Source organism: Azospirillum sp. CT11-132, from assembly GCF_047302835.1.
Lineage (GTDB): Bacteria > Pseudomonadota > Alphaproteobacteria > Azospirillales > Azospirillaceae > Azospirillum.
In genome coordinates this window covers 297,960-323,455 of sequence record NZ_JBGLZA010000003.1, presented here as the reverse complement: position 1 = coordinate 323,455, position 25,496 = coordinate 297,960, and the positions used below count along the sequence as shown (strand labels likewise).

The following is a 25,496-nucleotide window of genomic DNA, read 5'->3' as shown; positions in this document are numbered from 1 at the left end:
ATGATTTTCCGCTGGTTCGGCCGCAAGAAGCCCGAAGAGACCGCTCCCAAGGAAGAGGCGGCGAAGAACGGATCGGTGAATCTGGACACCGCCACGCCTGCGCCGCAACCGGAAGCGGAAAAGAAGCCGGAGCCGCCGACCGCTCCGCCGCCGCCGATGCTGGAAGTCGAGCCGGTGCCGGAAATGGCGCCCGCCCCGCCGAGCGCCGAGCCGCCGCCCGCTCCGATCACGCAGCCTCCGGTCGCGCCGATCCCGGTCACGCCTCCTGCCGTTGCCGCGCCGGTCGAGCCGCCGCCCGCTCCTGCCCCGGTGGCTCCGCCTCCGGCGCCTGAGGCGGAACCCGTTCCCGAATTGCCGCCGGCGCCCGCCCCGGCACCGGTCGCGGCTACCCCTGCTGCTGCCGAAGAAGCGCCGCCGACCAAGAAAGGCTGGTTCGCCAAGCTGAAGGAAGGGCTGTCGAAGTCCTCGTCCAAGCTGACCGACGGCATCACCAGCATCTTCACCAAGCGCAAGCTGGACGACGAGGCACTGGAGGAACTGGAGGAGCTGCTGATCACAGCCGATCTCGGCCCGGCCACCGCGGCGAAGGTCACGGCGGAACTGGCACGGACCCGCTTCGGCAAGGAGGTTTCGCCGGAGGAGGTCAAGTCGACGCTCGCCGCCGAGGTGTCGAAGATCGTCACGCCGGTTGCCAAGCCGCTGGTGCTGGACCCGGCGCTGAAGCCGCATGTCATCCTGGTCGTCGGCGTCAACGGCACCGGCAAGACCACCACCATCGGCAAGCTGGCCCGCCAGTTCAAGGCGGAGGGCAAGAGCGTGATGCTGGCGGCCGGCGACACCTTCCGCGCCGCCGCCGTCAGCCAGCTGAAGATCTGGGGTGAGCGCACGGGCTGCCCGGTCGTTGCCCGCGACACCGGGGCGGACGCCGCCGGCCTCGCCTATGACGCGCTGGAACGCGCCCGGGCCGAGAAGGTCGACGTGCTGCTGATCGACACCGCCGGCCGGCTGCAGAACAAGACCGGCCTGATGGAGGAACTGCGCAAGATCGTCCGCGTCATCAAGAAGCTGGACGAGACGGCGCCGCACACCACCCTGCTGACGCTGGACGCCACCACCGGCCAGAACGCGCACAGTCAGGTCGAGATCTTCCGCGACATGGTCAACGTCAACGGCCTGATCCTGACCAAGCTGGACGGCTCCGCCCGCGGCGGCGTGCTGGTCTCGCTGGCGGAGAAGTTCAAGATCCCGGTCCACGCCATCGGCGTCGGCGAGGGAGTCTATGACCTGCGCCCGTTCGATGCGGATGCCTTCGCCAAGTCGCTGATGGGACTGCACGCAGACTGACCGGCCGGGGAACGGTCATCGCCGATTGGGTAAGCACCGGAGGTTGGCCGAAATTCGGCCTTCCCAGCTTGTCGTTCGTACCCCATCTTTGATGACATGAATGACAAAGCCCCGCTCCAGCCCGGGTCGGCCGGGCGCTTCACCGATGCCAAAGCCGCACTGGCCTGCGTGCGGGACATTTATGACCGCAACACCGCATACTTGCGCGACCGCTTCGCCGCCTATACCCAGGGCGAAGAGGAAGGCGGACGAAACCGGGCCTATTACCCCTATGTGCGGCTGACCGCCGTGTCGGGGGCCGGGGTCGACACCCGGCTGTCCTATGGCTTTGTCGAGGGGGTCGGCGTCCATTCCACCACGGTGACGCGGCCCGACCTGTTCGAACGCTATCTGCTGGAACAGTTCACGCTTCTGCTGCGCAACCACGGCGTCCCGCTGGAGGTCGGTGTCAGCGAGGAAGCCATCCCGATCCATTTCGCCTTTCCCAACGGCATGTATGTGGAAGGCGATCTGCCGCCGGACCGGCTGACCAAGCTGCCGGACTTGTTCGACCTGCCCGATCTGGCGCGGATGGACGACACCATCGTCAACGGCACCTGCGACGGCGGGCCGGATGCGGTGAAGCCGCTGGCCCTGTTCACCGCTCCCCGGGTGGATTTCTCGCTGCACCGGCTGCGCCATTACACGGCCACAGCGCCGGAGCATTTCCAGAACTTCGTCCTGTTCACCAACTACCAGTTCTATGTGGACGAGTTCATCCGGCTGTCGCGCGAGATCATGGAGCCGACCGGCGATGCCGAACTGGCGGCCTATCGCTGCCAATATGACAGCTTCGTCGAGCCGGGCGACATCGTCACCACCAACCAGAATCTCGGCGGGACCGTGGATGCCGTCTCGGCCAAGCTGACGCGCATGCCGCAGATGCCGGCCTATCACCTGAAACGTCCGGACGGCAACGGCATCACGCTGGTGAACATCGGCGTCGGCCCGTCGAACGCCAAGACGATCACCGACCATATCGCGGTGCTGCGCCCGCATGCGTGGTTGATGCTGGGCCATTGCGCCGGGCTGCGGCATACGCAGCGGCTGGGCGACTATGTGCTGGCCCATGGCTATGTCCGCGAGGACCATGTGCTGGACGCCGACCTGCCGCTGTGGGTGCCGGTACCGGCGCTGGCCGAGGTTCAGCGGGCGCTGGAGACGGCGGTGGAGCGGGTGACCGGGCTGTCGGGTTTCGACCTGAAGAGCATCATGCGCACCGGCACGGTGGCGACCATCGACAACCGGAACTGGGAGCTGCGCGACCACCGCGAGCCGCTGATGCGCTTCAGCCAGAGCCGCGCCATCGCGCTGGACATGGAAAGCGCCACGATCGCCGCCAACGGCTTCCGCTTCCGCGTGCCGTACGGGACGTTGCTGTGCGTGTCGGACAAGCCGATGCATGGTCAGCTGAAGCTGCCCGGCATGGCCGACCGCTTCTACCGCGAGCGGGTCGACCAGCATCTGAAGATCGGCGTGCTGGCGATGGAACTGCTGCGCGAGCATGGGATGGAGACATTGCATTCCCGCAAGCTGCGCAGCTTGGCGGAGGTGGCGTTCCAGTAGGGGGAGTGTCGGCTGGGGTTTGACGTTAGACCCCCACCTAACCTCCCCCGCTCTCAGCGGACCTACGGTCCGCCTGCCGCGTCAGCACAAAGCATAGCTTTGTGCGAGAGCTGGGCGGGGGAGGGACTGCCGCCGCTCTCCCGAACAAGCACTGGTCCCCTCCCCCGCCCAGCGGGGGAGGGTTAGGGTGGGGGCAAGTGCAGCACCCGCCCCCTTAACAACTCAAGCCGCCACCAGCAGCCCTTCGATCTCCTTCGCCGCACCGGCCAGCGCCTTCGCCTTGGCTTCCGGACCCATGCCGATGCCCTCGGCGCGGATGAAGGTCACGTTGGTGATGCCGAAGAAGCCGAGCACCGTGCGCAGATAGGCCTCCTGGTGGTCAAGGCCGGCCAGCGCCGGGTTGGTCGAATAGACGCCGCCGCGGCCCGACGCCACGATCACGCGCTTGCCGCCGGCCAGCCCCTCGGGCCCCTTCTCGGTGTAGCGGAAGGTGCGGCCGGCCTGGGCAAGGCGGTCGATCCAGGCCTTCAACTGGGTCGGGATCGAGAAATTGTACATCGGCGCGCCGATCACGACGACGTCGGCGGCCAAGAACTCATCGACCAGGGCGTCGGTCAGGGCCAGTTCTTCACGCTGGCGCTCGCTGAGGCCTTCCAGATTGCGGAACTTCACGACCTGCATCAGTTCGCCGTTCAGGTGGTCCGGCGGGTTGGCGGCGACGTCGCGGGTGACGACGGTGGCCGACGGTTCGGCCTTCACCAGAGCGTCGACAATGGAGGCGGTCAGCTGGCGGGTGACGGAGGCGGCGCCGAGCGGGCTGGAGTCGACATGCAGGATCGTGGTCATGGCGGAAGGAGCCTCTTGGTTGTTGCGGCCGTCAGGTCCGGCCGGTTTCTGACACCCAAGATGCCCCTTTGTTTTCCAGCGGTTAAGCCGGGCTGTGCGCGAAAGATCGTCTCTGGAGAAGCAACAATCGGCGGCCAAGCGACCATCGGCCCGGCGGGATCAGCGCGTTACCAGAAGCCCGCTGCGGAAGACCGCCATCTGACCCGGCTGCATCACCGTCCACGCCTCGTCCCTGGTCAGCGGCCGGGTGGCGATGACGGTGACGATGTCGTTGGGCGTCGTTTCCTTGGAGAAATCGACGCTCATGTCGGCGTCGACCAGGGTGGCGGCGCCGAACGGCGCCTTGCGGGTCAGCCAGGCGAGGTTGGTGGCGCAATGGCACCACAGATAGCGCCCGTCGCTGAGCAGCATGTTGAAGACGCCCAGCGTGCCCAGATCGGCGGCCAGATGGCGGATCAGCTTCATCAGGCCGGAGGTGGTCTTCGGCGGCTCCGGATACTGCATGCGGATCTGGTCGAGCAGCCAGCAGAAGGCATGTTCGCTGTCGGTGCTGCCGACCGGCTCGTAGAAGGTCAGGATTCGGTCCTTGATGCCCTTCAGCTGGCCATTGTGGGCGAAGGTCCACACCCGGCCCCACAGCTCGCGGGTGAAGGGGTGGGTGTTCTCCAGCGACACCCGGCCGCGGTTGGCGCGGCGGATGTGCGAGATCACGGTGCAGGACTTGATCGAATATTGGCTGACCAGCCGGGCGATCTCCGACTCAGCGCTGGGCGACGGGTCGTGGAAGGTGCGGCAGCCCTTCCCCTCGTAAAAGGCGATACCCCAGCCGTCGCGGTGCGGACCGGTCTGCCCGCCGCGGCGCATCAGGCCGGCGAAGCTGAAACAGATGTCCGTGGGCACGTTGGCGCTCATGCCCAGGAGTTCGCACATGGTGTCCTCGTCTGCCGCTGGTCGTCGCCCTTGGGAGCGACAAGCTACGACAGGTGGTGCGCAAGGTCACGCGCTGACGTTCATGGTTTAGAACAGGGCGGCATATCCGGCCGCAGGCACCCCTCCATCTTGCCTTCCGTTGGCACAGCACCACCCAGGCCGATCCAGGCGTCCACCCGATCGGTCTCGAACCCACAGTCGCGGCGGTCGCCGACCTGCATCAGCGGGCGGCGGATCAGCAGCGGGCGTTCGACCATCGCCGCCAGCGCCGCGGCCTCATTCATCGCCTCCGGAACCACCTCGCCGGTCTTCACCGCCGGGGCGGCGCGGTTGAACCAGTCCGCCACCGGCCGGTCGCCGAAGAAGGGACGGAGCGTCTCCGCCGTCCAGGGTTCGCTCAGCAGGTCGCGGGCGATCACGCGGTGACCGGCCTGCTCCAGCAGGGCTTTCTGCCGGGCGTTGCCGCCGCAGCCGGGTTTCTCGAAGAAAATCACCTTGTGTCGTGGGAAAGTCCTAAATTGATGCCCAGACGGCCCGCCATTGGCGGGCCGTCTGGGCTGACCGACCCCGCAATCACCTTGGCGGACAGGCCGTGACTGAGCTCGGAGGCGGTCAGCCCTTCCTTGAAGTCCGAACGGTTGCTTGGGCTCGAGCCCGCACCACAAGGAAGGAACAGCAAGGATGTCCACCATCGAGATGGCCGCTGGTATTGACTGCGGCAAGCGCTTTTTGGATGTGGCGGTTTCCGCCACCGGTGACACGATCCAAGTCGCCAACACGCCTTCTGGGCATCAGGAACTGGCGGCGTGGTTGGCTCATCGAGGGATCACGGATGTCGGCATCGAGGCCAGCGGCGGCTACGAGCGGCCGGTCCGTGATGCGTTGCGCGCGGCGAGCTTGTCGGTGCGGGTGTTTGATCCGGCACGCGTGCGTTTTTATGCAAAAGCCATGGGGCGGCGGGCCAAGAACGATACCATCGACGCCGCCCTGATCGCGGCCTTCACCGCCTCCGGGGCTGCGTCGACCGCCACGCCGGTGGATCCGACCCGCGAGGAATTGGCCGGCTTGGTAAAGGCGCGTCGTCTGCTCGTCGACAAGCGAGGCGATCTGCGCCGCGCCTTGATCTCCGCTCCGGCAGCAGCCAAAGCGGCGCTGGAAGAGGCCATTGACGCTTTGACCGAGGCGCTGACCACGCTGGAAGCCGCGATCGAGCGCACGCTCGCCACCGTGCCGGTGATGGCTGAAACCGTGGCTGCGCTCCAGACTGCTCCCGGGGTCGGACCGGTGGTGGCGATCGGCCTCGCCGCTTTGCTCCCGGAACTGGGCCACACGACCGGTCGGAAGGTCGCCGCCCTGGTCGGCGTTGCGCCCTTCGATCATGACAGCGGGCAAGCGCATGGCCGCCGTCGTATCGGTGGCGGCCGCCCCGATGTTCGGCGAATCCTCTACATGGCCGCCGCCGTCGCAGCCCTCCATACCACCGGCGTGATCGCCGACCACTATGCCCAACTGACCAAGCGCGGAAAGCCGCCGAAGTTGGCTCTCGTCGCCTGCATGCACAAGCTGATCGTCCGCCTCAACGCTATGCTCGCAAAGGGACGGACCTGGGAGATCAAAACCGCCTGACGATGCCGGCGGTCGGCGCTCGCCGCCGACCCCATGCCAAACCCAATGAACCGGGTGCGCGGACGGGTCAAGGCCGCAGCCGCCCGAAGGGCGGGCGCGCGTCCGCGCGAGCCTTGACGCGGAGCACATCCGGTTCAAGCACGTTTCGTCATTAAGACGGTTGCTCAGCCATCGTCATGTCTCCCGGAACAGCGGCGCGCGGGCCAGCAGCGCGTCGGTTTGCTGACAAATCTCGTCATAGACCTTGCGGTCCAGCTTGCGCAGCCAGCGCGGCGGGATCGACTCGACGCCATAGGTAGCGCCGGCCAGCATGCCGGCGATGGCGCCGGTGGTGTCGGCGTCGCCGCCCTGGTTCACCGTCTCCACCACGCAGGATTCGACCGAATCGGTCTGGAAGTAATAGTGGAAGACGGTCTGCACCGTATCGACGATGAAGGCGGTGGACAGACAGCGATAGGGCTCGAACTTGAACTGGCGGTGCTTGGCGATCAGGGCGTTCGCCTCCTCCCGTGCGGCGACGATGCCGCCGCCCAGCACCAGACGCCGCACCATCCGGCCCAGCGCGATCACCGCGGAATCGGACAGCTGGTTGCAGTGGGTGATGTGCGACTGCTCCACCGACCAGCGTTCGAACGCCGCGTCGTCGCCCAGCGTCGCCAGCGCCACCGGCAGGTTGCGCATCGCAGCGCCGTTGCCGGCGTGGTATTCCGACTCCGGCTCCTCCAGCGTGCCGTTCATGATGAAGCGGCGGATGCCGCGGCGTGTCGTGTCGCCGACATCGACTGGCACCGACTTCAGCCAGATCGCGAACTCCTCGGCCGCGCGGCGGGCCTCCCACTCCGGACCGGACAGGATGGCGCGGCCGAGATGCAGCGACATCTCGGTGTCGTCGGTCACCTGCCCGGCCGGCAGCTTCAGCCAGCCGCCGCCCTTGATGTGCTTGTGGACGCCGTATTGGTGGGCGATCTCCCCCTTGGTCAGGAACTCCACCGTCGCCCCCAGCGCATCGCCGCAGGCGAGGCCGAGATAGGCGCCGAGCGCCCTTGAGCGGATTTCGGGGGAGCGGATCTCGGGTGTCGGTATCGTCGGATCGGTCATGCCATCGGGCAAAGCGCCCGCCCTTTCCTGGTGCGCCCGGCAAACGGCCCACAAGCCGACGCCCGGCGTGAGGTTGTCAGAGAAGCGACACACCCACCCGGTAATCCCCGCCGATGACCAGATATTCTCCTTCGCCCTGGAACGGGTAGCGCGGCAGGATGTCGCGGAAGAAGACCACCTTGGGCAGCGGCACCCAGGCATCGAGGATGTAGTCGCCGAATTGGCCGGCGATGTCGCGGTTGATGGAAAAGGAACACAGGTTGTTCAGCCGCAGCACCGCCGTGCGCTTGTCCGGCCGGGCAACGATGTGGTGTTCCTCGAAATCGTTGACGCCGCGGTACAGCCGGATGTGCGAGGCCCAGTTGGGCATCGGCGCGTCGGTCCAGCCACGGCGGATCGTCCATTGGCAGAACTCGTACAGAAGGTCGAGCTGCAGATGGATGTTGTTGTTGTGGAAGCGGGCCGATTGTTTCTGCTCGCCATAGGCCGCCCAGGCGTCGGAGGCGAAGCGGTGGATCGGTTCGCCATGGAAGGTCGGCAGCAGACCGAAACGGCTCTCCACCCACCCCTTCAGCACCGCCCCTTCCGCGCGGTTGCTGTCGAACATCCAGCCTTTCAGCAGGCGCAGGTAGCTGGCGCGGAACCGGCGCTTGCCGTCCGGCCCTTCCGTTCCGGAGAAGTCGGGATTCACCCCGAACACCTCGGCCACATGGCGCTGGAAGATATCCGACGCGGTCAGTGCGTCGAGGCATTCGTCCAGCGCCTCGAACAAGGCCGCGTGTTCGCTGCGGGTGGCGCCGATGCGCAGGCGCCGCGGCTCGTCATTGTAGGCTTCGCTGCACAGCAGGGCGGCCGGGACGTTGACGAGGTTGGTGCGGTGAGCACGCAGCGCCAGCGGAGAATCGGGCGGCGAGTCGGCCTCCGGCGTCCGTCCACTCGCATCGCGCATCAGCCCCCCATCCGTCACGCCAAGCCGCTCCGTCCAAATATCATTATTTCTTATATGGATATTGCATAAGCCGGCGCGTGCCAAGCCTTCACCGCTGCAACCGGCGGGGGGCGTGTCGCCGCATGTCGCAATATTGTCCATTTGAAGCCGAACCTTCCGTCCCCATACTCAATACAGCGACGCTTACGATCCGGCGGCACCCGCATGGCCTTCTGGCCGACCAAGTATGACGACAGCCGGCGCCGGCGCACTCCGCCCGTGCCCACGCAGGCGCTTGTCCGGCCCTCGCCTCCCGCCGAACCCGCGACCCCCACGCCCGGCGCTCCCGACAGCCGCCCGCCGCGGGGCATGGCGGAGGCGCGCACCACCCTGCGGCTCGCCCAGCTCCTGCGCGGCTCGATCACGCCCCTGCGCGGCGATGCCGTGCTGGAGCTGCTGGAGCCGCACCGGCCGCGGCTGGTGCCCAAGCCGATCAACCCGCTGCCGGGACTGGTCGGACAGCCGCCCGGCCGCCTGATGGAAGCGCTGCTGCGGCCGATCGGGCAGATCATCACGGACGTGCTGCTGCCGGGGGTGCGCGACCATCTGATCGACCGGCTGGTGACCGGCCGCACCGACCATGAGGAAAGCCTGCCGGGCGCCGTCGACCTTGCCGAGGCGATGCGGATGCTGGTCAGCCGGATGCGCGGCGGCGGCAAGGGCCATCTCCAGTCGGTGATCGCCGCCATCGAGGCCGATGCCCGCGCCACCGCCGACAGGCTGACCAAGGACAGCCGCCCTATCGACGTCGGCGGCATCGACCAGTTGGCCCGCGCCCTGCTGCGCTTCGAAGTGCGGCGGATGGCGCTGGAGGCGCTGGGCGGCGGCAGCGCGTTGCTCGACGTCGTCTATCAGTCGCGGCGGCTCGCCCGCTATTCGTTGCGCCGGGCGACGGAGGCGATCGAAGGTTTCGTCGCCGACCGCGGGCTGAAGACGTTGCACGCCAGCCTCGCCACGCTGGCCCAGGCCGACGGGCTGATCGTCATCGCGCTGCGCAACCTGGACGACCAGGAAGAGACGAAGGAGGAATCCGGCCCCTTCGTCGAGCCGGCCGACCGCAAGGCGATGAACGACTGGCTGTCGGCGGCATGGCGGCTTTCCGACACTTTGTTCGATCTGATCGGCAAGGCGGCGGCGGGCGGCGAGTTGGACGACCTGCTATTCGCCGCCCTGCTGCGGCAACTGCGCAGCCTGCACCATTTCTGCGCCGACCTCAGCCATGCCGGCCGCCCCGCCGCCGTGGACACGCTGAAGCAGCGGCTGGTCGACCGCTGCGACGCGCTGGCCCGCCTGACCGGCGAACGTCTGGTCGAGGCGCTGCTGGCCAAGCCCGCCGATCCGGCGCTCGCCCGCCGCCTGATGGCGCGCGGCCGGCTGCTGGCGCAACTGCTCTACGACATGGACCGCGACGAGGCGGTGGAGGAGCTGGCGCTACGCATCGTCGTCGCGGCGGAGGCGCTGGGCGAGGAGCGGTAAGGTTCTCCTGTAGGTGCTCCCTCCCCACAAACCCTCCGCCGCCATAAAGACCAAACAAAATGTCGGGCTTTGTCGTGTGTGTCGGGACCCCGACAAAGGGGCCAAAAGCACTTCCGTTCGAAATAATATCGTTATTTCAATAACTTAACATCATTCTCCGCTCTGGCACGGGTCGTGCAACCCATGAAATCCGAAGCGGCCACGAACCGGCCGCACCGGATCGAAGCACAGTCCCCACGACCCAAGCACAGGAGCGACCCACATGGCCAAAGCGCCTCTGCGTCAGATCGCCTTTTACGGCAAGGGCGGTATCGGTAAGTCCACCACCTCTCAGAACACGCTGGCCGCGCTGGTCGAGCTGAATCAGAAGATCCTGATCGTCGGCTGCGATCCGAAGGCCGACTCGACCCGCCTGATCCTGCACGCCAAGGCCCAGGACACCGTTCTCCACCTCGCCGCCGAGGCCGGTTCGGTGGAGGACCTGGAACTCGAAGACGTCGTCAAGATCGGCTACAAGGGCATCAAGTGCGTCGAGTCCGGCGGTCCGGAGCCGGGCGTCGGCTGCGCCGGCCGCGGCGTCATCACCTCGATCAACTTCCTGGAAGAGAACGGCGCCTATGACGACGTGGACTATGTGTCCTACGACGTGCTGGGCGACGTGGTCTGCGGCGGCTTCGCCATGCCGATCCGCGAGAACAAGGCCCAGGAAATCTACATCGTCATGTCGGGCGAGATGATGGCGCTCTACGCCGCCAACAACATCGCCAAGGGCATCCTGAAATACGCCCACAGCGGCGGCGTGCGCCTGGGCGGCCTGATCTGCAACGAGCGTCAGACCGACAAGGAGATCGATCTGGCCGAGGCCCTGGCCAAGCGCCTGGGCTCCAAGCTGATCCACTTCGTGCCGCGCGACAACATCGTGCAGCATGCCGAGCTGCGCCGCATGACCGTCATCGAGTACGCGCCGGAGAGCAAGCAGGCGGAAGAGTACCGCCAGCTCGCCAGCAAGGTGCACAACAACTCCGGCCAGGGTTGCATCCCGACCCCGATCACGATGGAAGAGCTGGAAGAGATGCTGATGGACTTCGGCATCATGAAGACCGAGGAGCAGCAGCTCGCCGAGCTGGCTGCCAAGGAAGCGGCGAAGGCCGGCGCCTGATCCCGGGCGTAGCGACGGTTGCCTACCGGCCCCCCTGCCCCATCCGCGCAGGGGGGACCGCCTGAACACTGGCCCTTTTCCCCAGCCCCGCACGACGTCGACCCAACGACTGCCCACCGGTTCCGGCCGGGTGACGTCGGCGTGGGAGGGAGGGGCTCGGTCACGCGCTGCAGTGGCGCGGAATATTCAAGCAGGAGGCCGGCTATGAGCCTGTCCGAGAACACCCAGACCACCACCGCGGTCGACGTCAAGACCCTCGTCAACGAAGTCCTCGAAGCCTATCCCGAAAAGTCCCGCAAGCGCCGCGCCAAGCACCTGAACGTGCTGGAGGCCGAGGCCAAGGACTGCGGCGTCAAGTCGAACGTCAAGTCCATCCCCGGCGTCATGACGATCCGCGGCTGCGCCTATGCCGGCTCGAAGGGCGTGGTGTGGGGTCCGATCAAGGACATGATCCACATCTCCCACGGGCCCGTGGGCTGCGGCTATTACTCCTGGTCCGGCCGCCGCAACTACTACATCGGCGACACCGGTGTGGACAGCTGGGGCACGATGCACTTCACCTCCGACTTCCAGGAGAAGGACATCGTCTTTGGCGGCGACAAGAAGCTGCACAAGGTCATCGAGGAAATCAACGAGCTGTTCCCGCTGGTGAACGGCATCTCGATCCAGTCGGAATGCCCGATCGGCCTGATCGGCGACGACATCGAGGCGGTCGCCCGCGCCAAGTCGGCGGAAATCGGCAAGCCGGTCATCCCCGTGCGCTGCGAAGGCTTCCGCGGCGTGTCCCAGTCGCTGGGCCACCACATCGCCAACGACGCCATCCGCGACTGGGTGTTCGAGAAGACGGAACCCAAGGCCGACTTCGTCTCCACCCCCTATGACGTCACCATCATCGGCGACTACAACATCGGCGGCGACGCCTGGTCGTCCCGCATCCTGCTGGAGGAGATCGGCCTGCGCGTGATCGCCCAGTGGTCGGGCGACGGCACCATGGCGGAGCTGGAGAACACGCCGAAGGCCAAGGTCAACCTGATCCACTGCTACCGCTCGATGAACTACATCGCGCGCCACATGGAGGAGAAGTACAATATTCCTTGGATGGAATACAACTTCTTCGGCCCGAGCCAGATCGCCGAGTCCTTGCGCAAGATCGCCGCTCTCTTCGACGACAAGATCAAGGAGAACGCCGAGAAGGTCATCGCCCGCTACCAGCCGATGGTCGATGCGGTCATCGCCAAGTACAAGCCGCGGCTGGACGGCAAGAAGGTCATGATCTACGTCGGCGGCCTGCGTCCCCGCCACGTCGTCGATGCCTACCATGACCTGGGCATGGAGATCATCGGCACCGGCTACGAGTTCGCCCACAACGACGACTATCAGCGCACGCCGCACTATGTGAAGGAAGGCACGCTGATCTACGACGACGTCACCGCGTTCGAACTGGAGAAGTTCGTCGAGGCGATGCGTCCCGACCTCGTCGCGTCGGGCATCAAGGAAAAGTACGTGTTCCAGAAGATGGGCCTGCCGTTCCGCCAGATGCACAGCTGGGACTACTCCGGCCCGTACCACGGCTATGACGGCTTCGCGATCTTCGCCCGCGACATGGACCTGGCCATCAACAACCCCGTCTGGGGCGTGATGAAGGCCCCGTTCTGACCATCGGCCTCTGGAACAGGAGAATTTGAGAATGACCGACAAGCTTTCGCAGAGCGCCGACAAGGTCCTCGACCACTACACCCTCTTCCGGCAGCCCGAATATGCGGCGATGTTCGAGAAGAAGAAGACCGAGTTCGAGTACGGCCATTCGGACGAGGAAGTCGCCCGCGTTTCCGAATGGACCAAGTCCGAGGAATACAAGGCGAAGAACTTCGCCCGTGAAGCGGTCGTCATCAACCCGACCAAGGCTTGCCAGCCGATCGGTGCGATGTTCGCCGCCCAGGGCTTCGAGGGCACCCTGCCCTTCGTCCATGGCTCCCAGGGCTGCGTCGCCTATTACCGCACCCACCTGACCCGCCACTTCAAGGAGCCGAACAGCGCGGTCTCCTCGTCGATGACGGAGGACGCGGCGGTGTTCGGCGGCCTGAACAACATGATCGACGGTCTGGCGAACGCCTACGCGCTCTACAAGCCGAAGATGATCGCGGTGATGACCACCTGCATGGCCGAGGTCATCGGCGACGACCTTCAGGGCTTTATCGCCAACGCGAAGAACAAGGAAAGCGTCCCGGCGGACTTTCCGGTGCCGTTCGCCCACACCCCGGCCTTCGTCGGCAGCCACATCGTCGGCTACGACAACATGATCAAGGGGATCCTGTCCAACTTCTGGGGCACGTCGGAGAATTTCGACACGCCCAAGACCGAGCAGATCAACCTGATCCCGGGCTTCGACGGCTTCGCCGTCGGCAACAACCGCGAACTGAAGCGCATCGCCGGCGAGTTCGGCCTGAAGCTGCAGATCCTGTCCGACGTGTCCGACAATTTCGACACGCCGATGGATGGCGAGTACCGCATGTATGACGGCGGCACCACCATCGAGGAAACCAAGGAGGCCCTGCACGCCAAGGCCACCATCTCCATGCAGGAGTACAACACGACCCAGACCCTGCAGTTCTGCAAGGAGAAGGGCCAGGAGGTCGCCAAGTTCAACTACCCGATGGGCGTCACCGCCACCGACGAACTGCTTCTGAAGCTGGCGGAACTGTCGGGCAAGCCGGTGCCGGCCAGCCTGAAGCTGGAGCGCGGCCGTCTGGTCGACGCCATCGCCGACAGCCACACCCACCTGCACGGCAAGCGCTTCGCGGTCTATGGCGACCCGGACTTCTGCCTGGGCATGACCAAGTTCCTGCTGGAACTGGGTGCGGAGCCGGTGCACATCCTGTCGACCTCCGGCTCCAAGAAGTGGGAGAAGCAGGTCCAGAAGGTGCTGGACGGCTCGCCCTTCGGCAAGTCGGGTGCGGCCTATGGCGGCAAGGACCTGTGGCACCTGCGCTCGCTGATCTTCACCGACAAGGTGGACTACATCATCGGCAACAGCTACGGCAAGTATCTGGAGCGCGACACCAAGGTTCCGCTGATCCGCCTGACCTACCCGATCTTCGACCGCCACCACCACCACCGCTATCCGACCTGGGGTTACCAGGGTGCGCTGAACGTGCTGGTGCGGATCCTGGACCGGATCTTCGAGGACATCGATGCCAACACCAACATCGTCGGCCAGACCGACTACTCGTTCGACCTGATCCGCTGATCGGCGGCAACCCAGGCTTCACTTCATAGGCATCGGTTCAGCCCAACCGTCGCGCCGGGGCCTCCATCCCCCCGGCCCGGCGGCAACCTCCCCAGCCCGGAGAGCGTCGGCGACGGCGCCCTCCGGGTTTCTTTGCATTGAAGGCAGGCCAACGGCCGGAGCTGGCGGGAAACCAAAATGCCGGGCAAAATTCGACATTTCGTTTCTCCAACCCATACATTTTATTGCTTACTTTGACGTCGCAAATTTACTCGCGAGAAACCGAAAACGACAACATTCACGCACTTCTTAAACACAGAAAGAAAAATCAACGATTTCTATCATTAGTTCGCTCTTATGTTTAGAATTTATCCAAGGAATTCATGGGACTTTAGTGCCAACACTTATTGACCGATCGCCTCACTCGGGCTTTCATGATGCATGCGGAACAAATGCGCAGGCACAGGAAGGGGAAGGCAGAGATGTTTGGCTTTATTCGGCCGATGAATGGAAAGGCATCCGACAGCCAAGCGATTCTGTCCGCCCTGGACCGTTCGCAGGCGGTGATCGAATTCTCGCTGGACGGAACGATCCTGACCGCCAACGCCAATTTCCTTGCAGTGATGGGCTATTCCTTGCCGGAGATCGTCGGACAGCATCACCGGATGTTCATCGATCCGGCCGAACATGGCAGTCCGGCCTATCGGGAGTTCTGGGATCGGCTGAAGCGCGGCGAGTTCCAGCGGGCTTTGTACCGGCGCATTGGCAAAAACGGTCGGGAGGTCTGGATCGAGGCGACCTACAATCCGGTACTCGATGGGTCCAGCCGTCCTTGCAAAATCGTCAAGGTCGCCACCGACGTCACGGAAAGACAGGCCATCAACGCCGACATGCGCGGCAAGATCGATGCGATTTCGCGCTCGCAGGCCGTGATCGAATTCAATCCCGACGGCACCGTCATCACCGCCAACGAGAATTTTCTCAAGGTGCTCGGCTACAGTCTGGACGAGATTCGCGGACGCCATCACAGCATGTTCGTCGATGCGCAGGAGCGCGAGAGTTCCGCCTATCGCGATTTCTGGTCCAGGCTGAACAAGGGGCAGTTCGAAGCCGCCCAATACCGGCGCATCGGCAAGGGCGGTCGCGTCGTCTGGATCCAGGCATCCTACAACCCGGTTTTCGACGGTGCCGGCCGCCTGTGCAAGGTCGTGAAGTTCGCGACCGACATCACCGACCAGATCAGTTTGCTGGAGCGCCTGAAATCCCTGATCGACACCAATTTCACCGAGATCGAACAGGCGATGAGCGTCGCCCACCAACAGGCCGACACCGCCGCGGCCGCATCGTCGGAGACGCGAGGGACGGTGCAGACCATTGCGGCCGGGGCGGAGGAACTGGCCGCCGCCGCCCGTGAGATCGCCGACAGCATGTCGCGGTCGCAGCAGGCTGCGGATGCCGCCGTGAGCGAGGCCGACAACGCCGACCGCGCTGCGACCCGCTTGACGGAAGTGGCGAAGGCGATGGGTGGCATCGTCGAACTGATCCGCTCCATCGCCGGACAGATCAACATGCTGGCCCTGAACGCGACCATCGAGGCGGCGCGCGCGGGTGAGGCCGGCAGGGGCTTCGCCGTGGTTGCCAACGAGGTCAAGAACCTGGCCAACCAGTCGGCAAACGCGACCGCCCAGATTTCCCGCGAAATCGAGGGAATGCGGTCCGTTTCCGGCGATGTCGTGTCTTCCCTGTCGGCAATTCGCACGGCGATGACCAATCTGCGCGAATTCGTCGTCATGTCCGCCGGCGCGGTCGAGGAACAGACCACCGTCACCGCCAGCATCTCCGCCAACATGCAGGGAGCATCGACCTCGGTGGCGGTGGTGGACCGGAACATCACCGCGATCTCCACCGCCTTCGCGCAGGTCGGAACCGCCATCGCCTCGACCAAGGAAGCGGCACAGGTGCTCGCCCGCTGACCGGGACCGGCGGACTTCGGCCAACCCGCCTCAACTGCCCCGAATGGCAAAGCCGACCACCCGCTCCAGCGCAAGGTCGGCAGCCGCCCGCCAGTTCTCTCCACCCAGTTCGACCGAGACCGGCGGCAGGCCGACCGACGGAGCGGCCATGCCGTCACGGACCGGACGGGCGCGCAGAAGCAGGCGGGGATGGGCCGTGCCGCTCCAATCCTGACGACCTTCCAGGACCAGCAACAGGATCGGGCCGTCGACCGCCGGCGGCTTCTCCTCCGGCTCCCCGTCGTCAGCCGGCACGGCACGCAGGCCGAGACGCACCACCGCCTTGCCATGACCGGCGGTCTTGCCCGCGACGAGATCGGCGGCGGCTGCACACAGTGTCTCGGCCTCCGGTGGAACGGGGCGCTGGTCGGGGTCAAGGAAACGGCAGGCGATGCCGATCTCATGACCCGGCTCCGTCGCCAGCCGGATCATCGCGTCATTCTGCGCGGCCATGGTCGGCATTGCCGCCAGCGCCAGCAGCAGTCCGCTCATTACCTCTCGGCCGCCGCGCCGCCCTAACCATACCATCATGACCTTCCATTCCCGCGAACCGTCCTGATACGGCAGTCCCCACCCCTTCCCTGCGCGTGCCTCCCGCCCAGTGCTGTGCGACACCCGACAAGCCGCGGGCGGCCAGGGGAGATTGTCAGCTATCGGACAGCGACGGGAAAGATGACAATCCTTCTTTATCAGTAGCTTACCCGCTGGCACGCCCCCTGCATCACTAGCCGCAGAGCCATTTCCGGCGCCAGGATGGGAGAGCGGGCATGCTCCAGGACAAGATCCAGGACGTCTTCAACGAACCGGGCTGCGCGACCAACCAGGCCAAGTCGGCCAAGGAGAAGAAGAAGGGCTGCACCAAGTCGCTGAAGCCCGGGGCCGCGGCCGGCGGCTGCGCCTATGACGGCGCGATGATCGTGCTGCAGCCGATCGCCGACGCCGCCCATCTGGTCCATGGCCCCATCGCCTGCCTGGGCAACAGCTGGGACAACCGCGGCTCGCAATCCTCTGGCCCGCAGCTCTACCGCACCGGCTTCACCACCGACCTGTCGGAACTGGACGTCATCGGCGGCGGCGAGAAGAAGCTCTACCGCGCCATCAAGGAGATTGTTCAGCAATACGACCCGCCGGCCGTCTTCGTCTATCAAACCTGCGTGCCGGCGATGACCGGCGACGACATCGCCGCGGTCTGCAAATTCGCGACGCAGAAGCTGGGCAAGCCGGTGATCCCGGTGGAAGCGCCGGGCTTCGTCGGGTCGAAGAATCTCGGCAACAAGCTGGCCGGCGAGGCCCTCCTGGAGCATGTCATCGGCACGGTGGAGCCGGAGGTCACCACCCCGACCGACGTCTGCATCATCGGCGAATACAACCTGGCCGGCGAGCTGTGGCTGGTCAAGCCGCTGCTGGACGAGATCGGCATCCGCCTCTTGTCCTGCATCTCCGGCGATGGCCGCTACAACGAGGTGGCGCAGGCCCACCGCGCCCGCGTCACCATGATGGTGTGCAGCCAAGCGCTGGTGAATGTCGGCCGCAAGATGCAGGAACGCTACGGCATCCCCTATTTCGAGGGCTCCTTCTACGGCGTCTCCGACATGTCGGACACCCTGCGCACCATGGCCCGCATGCTGGTGGAGCGCGGCGCCGACAAGGGGCTGATCGACCGGGCGGAGGGCGTGATCGCGCGGGAAGAGAGCCGCGTCTGGCGCCGGCTGGAACCCTACAAGCCGCGGTTCGAGGGCAAGCGGGTCCTGCTGTTCACCGGCGGGGTCAAGAGCTGGTCGATGGTCAGCGCGCTGGAAGGCGCCGGGCTCACCATCCTCGGCACCTCCACCAAGAAATCGACCAAGGAGGACAAGGAGCGCATCAGGAAGATGAAGGGCGAGGAGTTCCACCAGTGGGACGACCTGAAGCCGCGCGACATCTACAGGATGCTGGCCGACAACCAAGCCGACATCATGATGTCCGGCGGCCGGTCGCAGTTCATCTCGCTGAAGGCCAAGGTACCCTGGCTCGATATCAACCAGGAGCGCCACCACGCCTATGCCGGCTATGACGGCATCGTCAATCTCTGCGAGGAGATCGACAAGACGCTGTCGAATCCGATCTGGCATCAGGTCCGCCAGCCGGCGCCGTGGGAATCCGGCCCGTCCTCCACCCTTCTGGCAGCGGAGTGAGGCCGATGTCGCACATCCAGCGCTTCCCCTCCGCCGCCAAGGCCGCCTCGACCAACCCGTTGAAGATGAGCCAGCCGCTGGGCGCGGCGCTGGCCTATCTCGGGGTCGACCGCTGCCTGCCGCTGTTCCACGGATCGCAGGGCTGCACCGCCTTCGGGCTGGTCCTGCTGGTCCGCCACTTCCGCGAGGCGATCCCGCTGCAGACCACGGCGATGGATCAGGTCTCCACCATCCTCGGCGGTTACGAGAATCTGGAACAGGCGATCCGCACCATCGTCGAGCGCAACAAGCCCGCCATGATCGGCGTCGCCACCACCGGCGTCACCGAGACCAAGGGCGAGGACATGGGCGGACAGTACACGCTGTTCCGCCAGCGCAACCCCGACATGGCCGACACCGCCTTGGTCTTCGCCAACACCCCCGACTTCGCCGGCGGCTTCGAGGACGGCTTCGCCGCCGCCGTCACCGCCGTCGTGGAGCGGCTGGTCGAACCCTCGCCGGTGTGCATCCCGACCCAGGTCAATGTGCTGGCCGGCAGCCACCTGTCGCCCGGCGATGTCGAGGAGCTGCGCGACATCATCGAGGGCTTCGGCCTGTCGCCGATCTTCCTGCCCGACCTGTCGCTGTCGATGTCCGGCCGCCAGCCGACCGACTTCACCGCCACCTCGCTGGGCGGCGTGACGGTGGAGCAGATCCGCGCCATGGGCGCCTCGGCCGCCACCATCGTGGTCGGCGAGCATATGCGGGTGGCCGGCAACGCGCTTGAGTTGAAGACCGACGTGCCGAGCCATTTCTTCAGCCGCCTGACCGGCCTGGAGGCGACGGACAAGCTGGTCCGTCTGCTGATGGAGCTGTCGGGCAAGCCGGCGCCGGCCCGGCTGCGGCGCCAGCGTGAAGCCCTGGTCGACGCCATGCTGGACGGGCATTTCTTCTACAGCCGCAAGCGCATCGCCGTGGCGCTGGAACCCGACCTGCTCTACGCCGTCACCGGCTTCCTCGGCGACATGGGGGCGGAGGTGGTCGCCGCGGTGTCGCCGACGCAAAGCCCGGTTCTGGAGCGGCTGAAGGCCGCCACCATCATGGTCGGCGACCATTCCGACGTGGAGACGCTGGCCCGCGACGCCGACCTGATCGTCTCCAATTCGCACGGGCGGCAGGGTGCCGCGCGGATCGGCGTGCCGCTGCACCGCATGGGCCTGCCGATGTTCGACCGGTTGGGCGCGGGACTGCGCGTCCAGGTCGGCTACCGCGGCACGCGCGAGCTGCTGTGCAACATCGGCAACCTGTTCCTCGCCCGCGAGATGGACCACGAGAGCCATGACCGCGGGGAATCCCACGGGGAAACCCACGGCTGCGGAGGCGGATCATGCGGATGCAACGCCGGCTGAGCGTGGTGCAGGACCCACGCCCGACACACCATCCGACACGAGGAGGATCGATGAAGGTCGCTTTCTGCACCCAGGACATGCAGCACGTCGATGCGCATTTCGGTTGGGCCAAGAACATCGCCGTCTATCAGGTCGACCGCCAGGGCCATGCCTTTCTGGAGACCTTCCAGTTCGGCGGCTCGATGTTCGAGGACGGCAACGAGGACAAGCTGGTGCCCAAGCTGGAGGCGCTGGCCGACGTCGCCATCCTCTACCTGTCGGCCATCGGCGCCTCGGCCGCCGCCCGCGTGGTGGCGAAGAAGATTCATCCGGTGAAGGTCGAGGCAACCGAATCCATCCCGGCCCTGCTCGACAAGCTGGTCCAGACGCTGAACGGCAATCCGCCGCCCTGGCTGCGCAAGGCGATGGGCGAGACGCCGCAATTCCATTTCGACGAGGAGGAGGCCTGACCATGGCTGATGTGGCCGAGATATCCGTCGCCGACCAGTTCGTGAAGACGCTGGTCCTGCTGTTCCGTGCCGAGGACAGCTATGGCGCCTGGGAAGGCAAGCCGGATGAGGCTCTGCTCGCCCCCTTCATTCTGGACAAGGAGGCCCGCGCCGCCATCCCGATCATCGGCGATCCCGACCCGGACACGCTGTGGCGGCTGGAGCTGTTCTACAAGGCGGTCGGCGTCACGGTCGAAAAGCAGACTGGCATGATGGCCTCGCCGATGATGAAGATGAGCCACGAGGGCTTCGGCCGCATGATCCTGATCACCGGCCGGCTGGTGGTGGTGTCGAAGACTCTGCGCGACGTCCATCGCTTCGGCTTCCCCAGCCTGGAGAAGCTGGCCGCCGACGGCGCCAAGCTCGTCGAGAACGCCGTGGCGCTGATCCGGGAGTACCCCGAGGTCGCGAATCTCTGACCCTGCCGGGAGCATGACCATGAGCGACATCGACGCGCTGAAGGACGAGATCAAGAAGCTGAACGCGCGAGCCACCCAGAAGAAGATGGATTTGCACGATCTGTCGGAAGAGCTTCCGCAGAACTGGCAGAGCATCCTGTCGGTGGCGCAGGAAACCTATGACGCCTTCAAGACCCTGACGGAGAAGCGGGCGGCGCTGAAGGCACTGGAGACGGCATAACCCCTCCATTTTTCAAGAAGAGCTTAGGCGCACCCTTTCCCGAGAGGAGCATTCCCATGGCTGAATTCCTGACCGGCACCACCCGCGGTGGTCAGAGCTGGACCCCGAAATTCGTCCAATCCATCGACCGGAAGCAGTGCATCGGCTGTGGCCGCTGCTTCAAGGTGTGCGGGCGCGGCGTGCTCGACATGATCGGCCTGACCGAGGACGGCGACATCGTCGACGCCTTCGACGACGAGGCCGAGAAGAAGATCATGACGGTCAAGGAAGCGGCCAACTGCATCGGCTGCGAGAGCTGCTCCAAGGTGTGCTCGAAGAGCTGCATCACCCATGCGCCGGTGGCGGCATAGGGTGCTTGCCGGTTCGTTGAAGCGCCTGCTTATTGCCCCCACCTTAATCCTCCCCCGCTGGGCGGGGGAGGAGATAAGTGCTTGTTCAGAAACGCGGCGGCAGTCCCTCCCCCGCCCAGCGGGGGAGGTTAGGTGGGGGTCTAACCTCCCCACCCGACCTAAGCCTCAGTACGCGTACTCCTTGAACACCGGATCGACGCTGCCGCCCCAGGGGCCGTTGAACTTCTCCAGAAGTTCGTCGGCCGGGCTGCGGCCGGTCTCGGCGATGACCTGCAGCGTGTCGAGGAAGTGGGTCTCGTCGTCGCCCCAATTGTCGTTGCGGGCGCGGCGGGCCAGACCGTCGCGGGCGATCGCCAGCATCTCCAGCGCCACGTCGCGCACCGTCCCATTGCGGAACGTCGTGCGCAGGCCCGAGCGTGGCACTTCGGCCCGCAGGTGCGCGCGTTCGGCGGTCGTCCAGTCCTTCACCAGATCCCACGCCGCATCCAGCGCCACCTGATCGTAGAGCAGCCCGACCCACAAGGCCGGCAGGGCGCACAGGCTGCGCCACGGGCCGCCATCGGCGCCGCGCATCTCCAGATACTTCTTCAGACGCGCTTCCGGGAAGGCGGTGGTGGTGTGGTCGGCCCAGTCGGTGATCAGCGGCAGCTCACCCGGCAGCGCCGGCAGCTTGCCATCGAGGAAATCGCGGAAGGACTGGCCGGCCGCGTCGATGTAGGTGCCGTCGCGGTAGACGAAGTACATCGGCGTGTCGAGCAGATAGTCGACATAGCGTTCGAAGCCGAAGCCGTCCTCGAACACGAAGGGGATGTCGCCGGTGCGGTCCGGATCGGTGTCGGTCCAGATGTGGCTGCGGAAGCTCTGGAAGCCGTTCGGCTTGCCTTCCGTGAAGGGAGACATGGCGAACAGCGCGGTCGCGATCGGCTGCAAGGCCAGCGACACGCGGAACTTCTTCACCATGTCGGCTTCGGACGCGAAGTCCAGATTGACCTGCACGGTACAGGTCCGCGTCATCATGTCGAGGCCGAGCGAGCCGACCTTCGGCATGTAGTCGCGCATGATCTTGTAACGGCCCTTGGGCATCCAGGGGATGTCGTCGCGCGTCCATTTCGGCTGGAAGCCCAGCCCCATCATGGCGATGCCCAGTTCGGCCCCGACCTCCTTCACCTGGCGCAGGTGGCGGTGCACCTCGGCACAGGTCTGGTGCAGGGTCTCCAGCGGGGCGCCGGACAGCTCGACCTGCCCGCCGGGCTCCAGCGTGATGTTGGCCATGTCCTGGACCAACGCGATGATGTTGCCCTTCTCCTCCACCGGCTGCCAGCCGAAGCGGGTCATGCGGGTCAGCAGCTCGCGGATGCCGTCCGGCCCGTCATAGGGCAGAGGCCGCAGGTCGGAGGTGCGGTAGGCGAATTTCTCGTGCTCGGTTCCGATGCGCCAGTCGGGCGCCGGCTTGCAGCCGGATTCGAGATAGGCCGCAAGCTGGCGGCGGTCGGTGATGGGTTCGCCGCGCGTGGTCGGGGGTGCGGACATGAAGTCTCTCGCGGGAAGTGGACGGAGGATCGGCCGGGTGACGGCCGGTTACGGGATCGGCGCGCGGAAAGGCGGACGCCGGTCGCTTCCCCCGGCAGTCCAGTCCCCGGCCAAGGACTGCCAGCAAGCCAGCGCCGCCACCACCGCCGTGTCGGCCCGCAGGATGCGCGGACCCAATCCCACCGGTACAACAAAGGGAAGTTTGACGAGTTCGTCAAGTTCCGACTGGTCGAAACCGCCCTCCGGCCCGATCAGCAGGGCTGCAGGTCCCGCAGGGGCGTCGCGCAGAACCTCGGCGATGGGGCGGGCGGAACCGGCCTCGGCACACAGGTAAAGCCGGCGGTCGGCCGGCCAGCCGGCCAGCGCGCGGTCCAGCGGCAGAGCCTCCCCCATCTCCGGCACGCTCAGGCGCTCGCACTGTTCGGCCGCCTCGACCGCGTTGGCGCGCAGCCGGTCGCTGTTGACGCGGTTGGGATCGGTGCGGCGGGTGAAGACCGGCCAAAGCCGGGAAACTCCCATCTCGGTCGCCTTCTCGGCGACGAAATCGATGCGGCCCTTCTTCAGCGGGGCGAAGAGAAGCCAGAGGTCAGGGGTCGTATCCTGCTGCCGCCGCTGCTCCGCCACGGTCAGCGAGCACCAGCCCTTGCCGAAGCCGTCGATCACCGCCCGCCATTCGCCGTCGCGGCCGTTGAACACCGCGACGGAGTCGCCGCGGTCCAGCCGCAGGACATGGCGCAGAAAATGGGCGCGCTCATGGTCCAGCCCGACCGACTGGCCTTCGGCCAGCGGGCTGTCGACAAACAGGCGGGTCTTGATCGGGTCGGCCATGGTTTTCGTCTCCGCGGGGCGGCGCCGACTATAGCCGGCCGCGGGCGTGCAAGTCAGCAGGTCAGAAGCCAGACATGCGGGTACGCGAGGCCGCTCAGGCTGCGGCTATCAGGGCGTCGATCTGGCGGCGCAGGTCGTTGGGCTGGACAGGCTTGTGCAGGATGCGGATCTGATCCGCCTTGGCCGCAGCCATCAGTTCGGCCCCGGTGTCGCCGGTCAGGATGATGGCGGGCACGGTGGCGCCGCAGGCCTCGCGCACCGCCCGCACGGCGGTGATGCCGGACCAGCCGTCGCGCAGCCGGTAATCGGACAGGATCACGTCCGGCGCCGGACAGCCGGGCAGCTTCGCCAGGACGGTTTCGACATCCTCCGCGGCAAGCACCTGATAGCCCCAGGTGTCCAGCATGATCTCCATCCCGGCCAAGATGATCGACTCGTCATCGATGACGACGGCGAAACGGTCCGGTTTCGTGCTCATGTCCATTTCAGATTGCAAGCCGCTGAGGTTCTGATAAAGAAACAGTATTGGCACGATTTTGGCGCGCGCAAGTCCTGGAACTGCAATTTTTCATAGCTTGAACCCGGCTGTTTCGCCGCATCCTTTCCGGACTTCAGTCCGGTCGCAAGCGGTGCGCCGCACTTGCCGCACGGACGGCAGCCCGATACCTTCGCCATGATTGCTGTTCCGACATCTCCATAGCACAGCGGAAACACCGCCGTCATGCCCACTGCTTCCACCGGCCCAACTCTTCCCGACTCCGGTTTCACCGACATTCGCAGGGACGGCTGGGTCACCCGCCGGATTCCCGCCCGGTTGCGCCCTTATGTCACGCTAGCGCGTCTCGACCGCCCGATCGGGACATGGCTGCTGCTGTTCCCTTGCTGGTGGAGCGTGGCGCTGGCCATGCCGCAGCCCTTCCGGGACTGGCCGTCGCTGCTCTGGCTGATGGCGCTGTTCGGGATCGGCGCGGTGCTGATGCGCGGCGCCGGCTGCACCGTCAACGACATCCTGGACCGCAAGTTCGACGCGATGGTGGAGCGCACCCGCTCCCGCCCGATCCCGTCAGGGCAGGTGTCGGTGCGTCAGGCGCTGGCCTTCCTGGTGGCCCAGCTTCTGGTGTCGCTGCTGATTCTGGTGCAGTTGGGAACGACCGCCATCGGTCTGGGCGTGCTGTCGCTGCTGCTGGTCTTCACCTATCCGCTGATGAAGCGGATCACATGGTGGCCGCAGGCCTTTCTCGGGCTGACCTTCAACTGGGGCGCCCTGATGGGCTGGGCGGCGGTGCAGAACGATGTCGGCTGGCCGGCGGTGGCGCTCTATGTGACGGGCATCGCCTGGACGCTGGGCTATGACACCATCTACGCCCATCAGGACAAGGAGGACGACGCCCGCATCGGCGTGAAGTCCACCGCGCTGCGCCTGGGCGACCAGAGCAAGATCTGGATCTACGGCTTCTACACTCTGACCTATGTCGGCATCGGCATCGCCGGCCGTCTGGCCGGGCTGGGCGGACTGTTCCTGCCGGTGCTGTCGCTGGCCGCCCTGCAACTGGCCTGGCAGGTCGCGACATGGCGGCCGGATGACCAGGGCGACTGCCTGGACAAGTTCAAGTCAAACCGCTGGTTCGGCTGGCTGGTGCTGGCGGCGATCCTGGCGGGGAAGATTTAGGGCGGTTCCTGTGTGATTGCCCCCACCTAACCTCCCCCGCTGGGCGGGGGAGGGACTGCCGCCGCTCTCTCGAACAAGCACTTGTCCCCTCCCCTGCCCAGCTCCCGCACAAACAAAAAG

Annotated in this window: 25 protein-coding genes; 15 read left to right on the top strand and 10 right to left on the bottom strand. The window is 65.9% G+C overall.

Annotation, left to right across the window (positions count from 1 at the left end; translation table 11 throughout):
- Positions 1–1,344: a signal recognition particle-docking protein FtsY gene (ftsY, locus tag ACCD06_RS07290; protein ID WP_413339783.1), complete on the top strand. Its 1,344-nt coding sequence runs from the start codon at positions 1–3 to the stop codon at positions 1,342–1,344.
- Between the two features lie 96 nt (positions 1,345–1,440).
- The gene (locus ACCD06_RS07285; protein WP_109075256.1) at positions 1,441–2,949 is read left to right on the top strand and encodes an AMP nucleosidase; all 1,509 of its coding nucleotides are present in this window, start codon (positions 1,441–1,443) and stop codon (positions 2,947–2,949) included.
- Between the two features lie 222 nt (positions 2,950–3,171).
- On the opposite strand, the gene ACCD06_RS07280 is transcribed toward ACCD06_RS07285, so the two are convergent.
- The 3 genes from ACCD06_RS07280 to ACCD06_RS07270 form a co-directional block, all read right to left on the bottom strand.
- Positions 3,172–3,795, bottom strand: coding sequence for an FMN-dependent NADH-azoreductase (locus ACCD06_RS07280; RefSeq protein WP_413339781.1), 624 nt, complete (start codon positions 3,793–3,795; stop codon positions 3,172–3,174).
- Between the two features lie 159 nt (positions 3,796–3,954).
- The gene (locus tag ACCD06_RS07275; RefSeq protein ID WP_413339779.1) at positions 3,955–4,725 is read right to left on the bottom strand and encodes a class II glutamine amidotransferase; all 771 of its coding nucleotides are present in this window, start codon (positions 4,723–4,725) and stop codon (positions 3,955–3,957) included.
- A gap of 80 nt (positions 4,726–4,805) precedes the next feature.
- A complete protein-coding gene (locus ACCD06_RS07270; RefSeq protein ID WP_413339777.1) occupies positions 4,806–5,219 on the bottom strand; it encodes an ArsC/Spx/MgsR family protein in 414 nt (137 codons plus the stop codon).
- Positions 5,220–5,406: 187 nt separating this feature from the next.
- On the opposite strand from ACCD06_RS07270, the gene ACCD06_RS07265 reads away from it, so the two are divergent.
- Positions 5,407–6,351 carry an IS110 family transposase gene (locus ACCD06_RS07265; protein ID WP_413339775.1) on the top strand — a complete coding sequence of 315 codons (945 nt, stop codon included), beginning with the start codon at positions 5,407–5,409 and terminating at the stop codon, positions 6,349–6,351.
- Between the two features lie 174 nt (positions 6,352–6,525).
- On the opposite strand, the gene draG is transcribed toward ACCD06_RS07265, so the two are convergent.
- Positions 6,526–7,419, bottom strand: coding sequence for an ADP-ribosyl-[dinitrogen reductase] hydrolase (draG, locus tag ACCD06_RS07260; RefSeq protein ID WP_413342470.1), 894 nt, complete (start codon positions 7,417–7,419; stop codon positions 6,526–6,528).
- A gap of 106 nt (positions 7,420–7,525) precedes the next feature.
- On the bottom strand, positions 7,526–8,398 hold the full coding sequence (locus ACCD06_RS07255) for an NAD(+)--dinitrogen-reductase ADP-D-ribosyltransferase (RefSeq protein ID WP_413339773.1): 873 nt from the start codon (positions 8,396–8,398) through the stop codon (positions 7,526–7,528).
- A gap of 204 nt (positions 8,399–8,602) precedes the next feature.
- On the opposite strand from ACCD06_RS07255, the gene ACCD06_RS07250 reads away from it, so the two are divergent.
- The 5 genes from ACCD06_RS07250 to ACCD06_RS07230 all read left to right on the top strand — a co-directional run bounded on the left by ACCD06_RS07250 (position 8,603) and on the right by ACCD06_RS07230 (position 16,271).
- Positions 8,603–9,913: a hypothetical protein gene (locus ACCD06_RS07250; RefSeq protein WP_413339771.1), complete on the top strand. Its 1,311-nt coding sequence runs from the start codon at positions 8,603–8,605 to the stop codon at positions 9,911–9,913.
- A gap of 262 nt (positions 9,914–10,175) precedes the next feature.
- Positions 10,176–11,072 carry a nitrogenase iron protein gene (gene nifH, locus ACCD06_RS07245; RefSeq protein ID WP_109156008.1) on the top strand — a complete coding sequence of 299 codons (897 nt, stop codon included), beginning with the start codon at positions 10,176–10,178 and terminating at the stop codon, positions 11,070–11,072.
- A gap of 204 nt (positions 11,073–11,276) precedes the next feature.
- Positions 11,277–12,728 carry a nitrogenase molybdenum-iron protein alpha chain gene (gene nifD, locus ACCD06_RS07240; RefSeq protein WP_109156009.1) on the top strand — a complete coding sequence of 484 codons (1,452 nt, stop codon included), beginning with the start codon at positions 11,277–11,279 and terminating at the stop codon, positions 12,726–12,728.
- 31 nt (positions 12,729–12,759) lie between these two features.
- The gene (gene nifK / locus ACCD06_RS07235; protein WP_413339768.1) at positions 12,760–14,319 is read left to right on the top strand and encodes a nitrogenase molybdenum-iron protein subunit beta; all 1,560 of its coding nucleotides are present in this window, start codon (positions 12,760–12,762) and stop codon (positions 14,317–14,319) included.
- 461 nt (positions 14,320–14,780) lie between these two features.
- The gene (locus tag ACCD06_RS07230) at positions 14,781–16,271 is read left to right on the top strand and encodes a methyl-accepting chemotaxis protein (protein WP_413339766.1); all 1,491 of its coding nucleotides are present in this window, start codon (positions 14,781–14,783) and stop codon (positions 16,269–16,271) included.
- 30 nt (positions 16,272–16,301) lie between these two features.
- On the opposite strand, the gene ACCD06_RS07225 is transcribed toward ACCD06_RS07230, so the two are convergent.
- Positions 16,302–16,802 (bottom strand): hypothetical protein, encoded by a 501-nt coding sequence (locus tag ACCD06_RS07225; RefSeq protein ID WP_413339764.1) that lies wholly within the window; start codon positions 16,800–16,802, stop codon positions 16,302–16,304.
- Positions 16,803–17,077: 275 nt separating this feature from the next.
- On the opposite strand from ACCD06_RS07225, the gene nifE reads away from it, so the two are divergent.
- Genes nifE through fdxB form a run of 6 tightly spaced genes read left to right on the top strand, consistent with a single transcriptional unit; the run spans position 17,078 to position 21,349 of the window.
- Positions 17,078–18,484 (top strand): nitrogenase iron-molybdenum cofactor biosynthesis protein NifE, encoded by a 1,407-nt coding sequence (gene nifE, locus ACCD06_RS07220; RefSeq protein ID WP_413339762.1) that lies wholly within the window; start codon positions 17,078–17,080, stop codon positions 18,482–18,484.
- Between the two features lie 5 nt (positions 18,485–18,489).
- On the top strand, positions 18,490–19,872 hold the full coding sequence (gene nifN, locus ACCD06_RS07215) for a nitrogenase iron-molybdenum cofactor biosynthesis protein NifN (RefSeq protein WP_413339760.1): 1,383 nt from the start codon (positions 18,490–18,492) through the stop codon (positions 19,870–19,872).
- A gap of 50 nt (positions 19,873–19,922) precedes the next feature.
- Positions 19,923–20,321: a nitrogen fixation protein NifX gene (gene nifX, locus ACCD06_RS07210; protein ID WP_413339758.1), complete on the top strand. Its 399-nt coding sequence runs from the start codon at positions 19,923–19,925 to the stop codon at positions 20,319–20,321.
- Positions 20,322–20,323: 2 nt separating this feature from the next.
- Positions 20,324–20,779 carry a NifX-associated nitrogen fixation protein gene (locus ACCD06_RS07205; protein WP_413339756.1) on the top strand — a complete coding sequence of 152 codons (456 nt, stop codon included), beginning with the start codon at positions 20,324–20,326 and terminating at the stop codon, positions 20,777–20,779.
- A gap of 19 nt (positions 20,780–20,798) precedes the next feature.
- The gene (locus ACCD06_RS07200) at positions 20,799–20,999 is read left to right on the top strand and encodes a CCE_0567 family metalloprotein (protein WP_413339754.1); all 201 of its coding nucleotides are present in this window, start codon (positions 20,799–20,801) and stop codon (positions 20,997–20,999) included.
- A gap of 56 nt (positions 21,000–21,055) precedes the next feature.
- Positions 21,056–21,349: a ferredoxin III, nif-specific gene (gene fdxB / locus ACCD06_RS07195; RefSeq protein ID WP_109050545.1), complete on the top strand. Its 294-nt coding sequence runs from the start codon at positions 21,056–21,058 to the stop codon at positions 21,347–21,349.
- Positions 21,350–21,514: 165 nt separating this feature from the next.
- Here the strand turns inward: fdxB and ACCD06_RS07190 are convergent, their stop codons facing one another.
- The 4 genes from ACCD06_RS07190 to ACCD06_RS07175 all read right to left on the bottom strand — a co-directional run bounded on the left by ACCD06_RS07190 (position 21,515) and on the right by ACCD06_RS07175 (position 24,430).
- Positions 21,515–22,879, bottom strand: a complete 1,365-nt coding sequence (locus tag ACCD06_RS07190; RefSeq protein ID WP_252137063.1) for a glutamate--cysteine ligase — start codon at positions 22,877–22,879, stop codon at positions 21,515–21,517.
- Between the two features lie 48 nt (positions 22,880–22,927).
- Positions 22,928–23,707 (bottom strand): 16S rRNA (uracil(1498)-N(3))-methyltransferase, encoded by a 780-nt coding sequence (locus ACCD06_RS07185; protein WP_109156019.1) that lies wholly within the window; start codon positions 23,705–23,707, stop codon positions 22,928–22,930.
- Positions 23,708–23,801: 94 nt separating this feature from the next.
- Positions 23,802–24,185, bottom strand: a complete 384-nt coding sequence (locus ACCD06_RS07180) for a response regulator (RefSeq protein WP_247870947.1) — start codon at positions 24,183–24,185, stop codon at positions 23,802–23,804.
- Complete coding sequence (locus ACCD06_RS07175) at positions 24,182–24,430, bottom strand: hypothetical protein (RefSeq protein ID WP_136705289.1); 249 nt, start codon at positions 24,428–24,430, stop codon at positions 24,182–24,184. Before ACCD06_RS07175 ends, ACCD06_RS07180 begins: the two co-directional genes overlap by 4 nt.
- On the opposite strand from ACCD06_RS07175, the gene ubiA reads away from it, so the two are divergent.
- Complete coding sequence (gene ubiA, locus ACCD06_RS07170) at positions 24,429–25,376, top strand: 4-hydroxybenzoate octaprenyltransferase (protein WP_413339751.1); 948 nt, start codon at positions 24,429–24,431, stop codon at positions 25,374–25,376. The two genes, ACCD06_RS07175 and ubiA, sit on opposite strands and share 2 nt — an antisense overlap.
- The last annotated feature ends 120 nt before the right edge of the window (positions 25,377–25,496 follow it).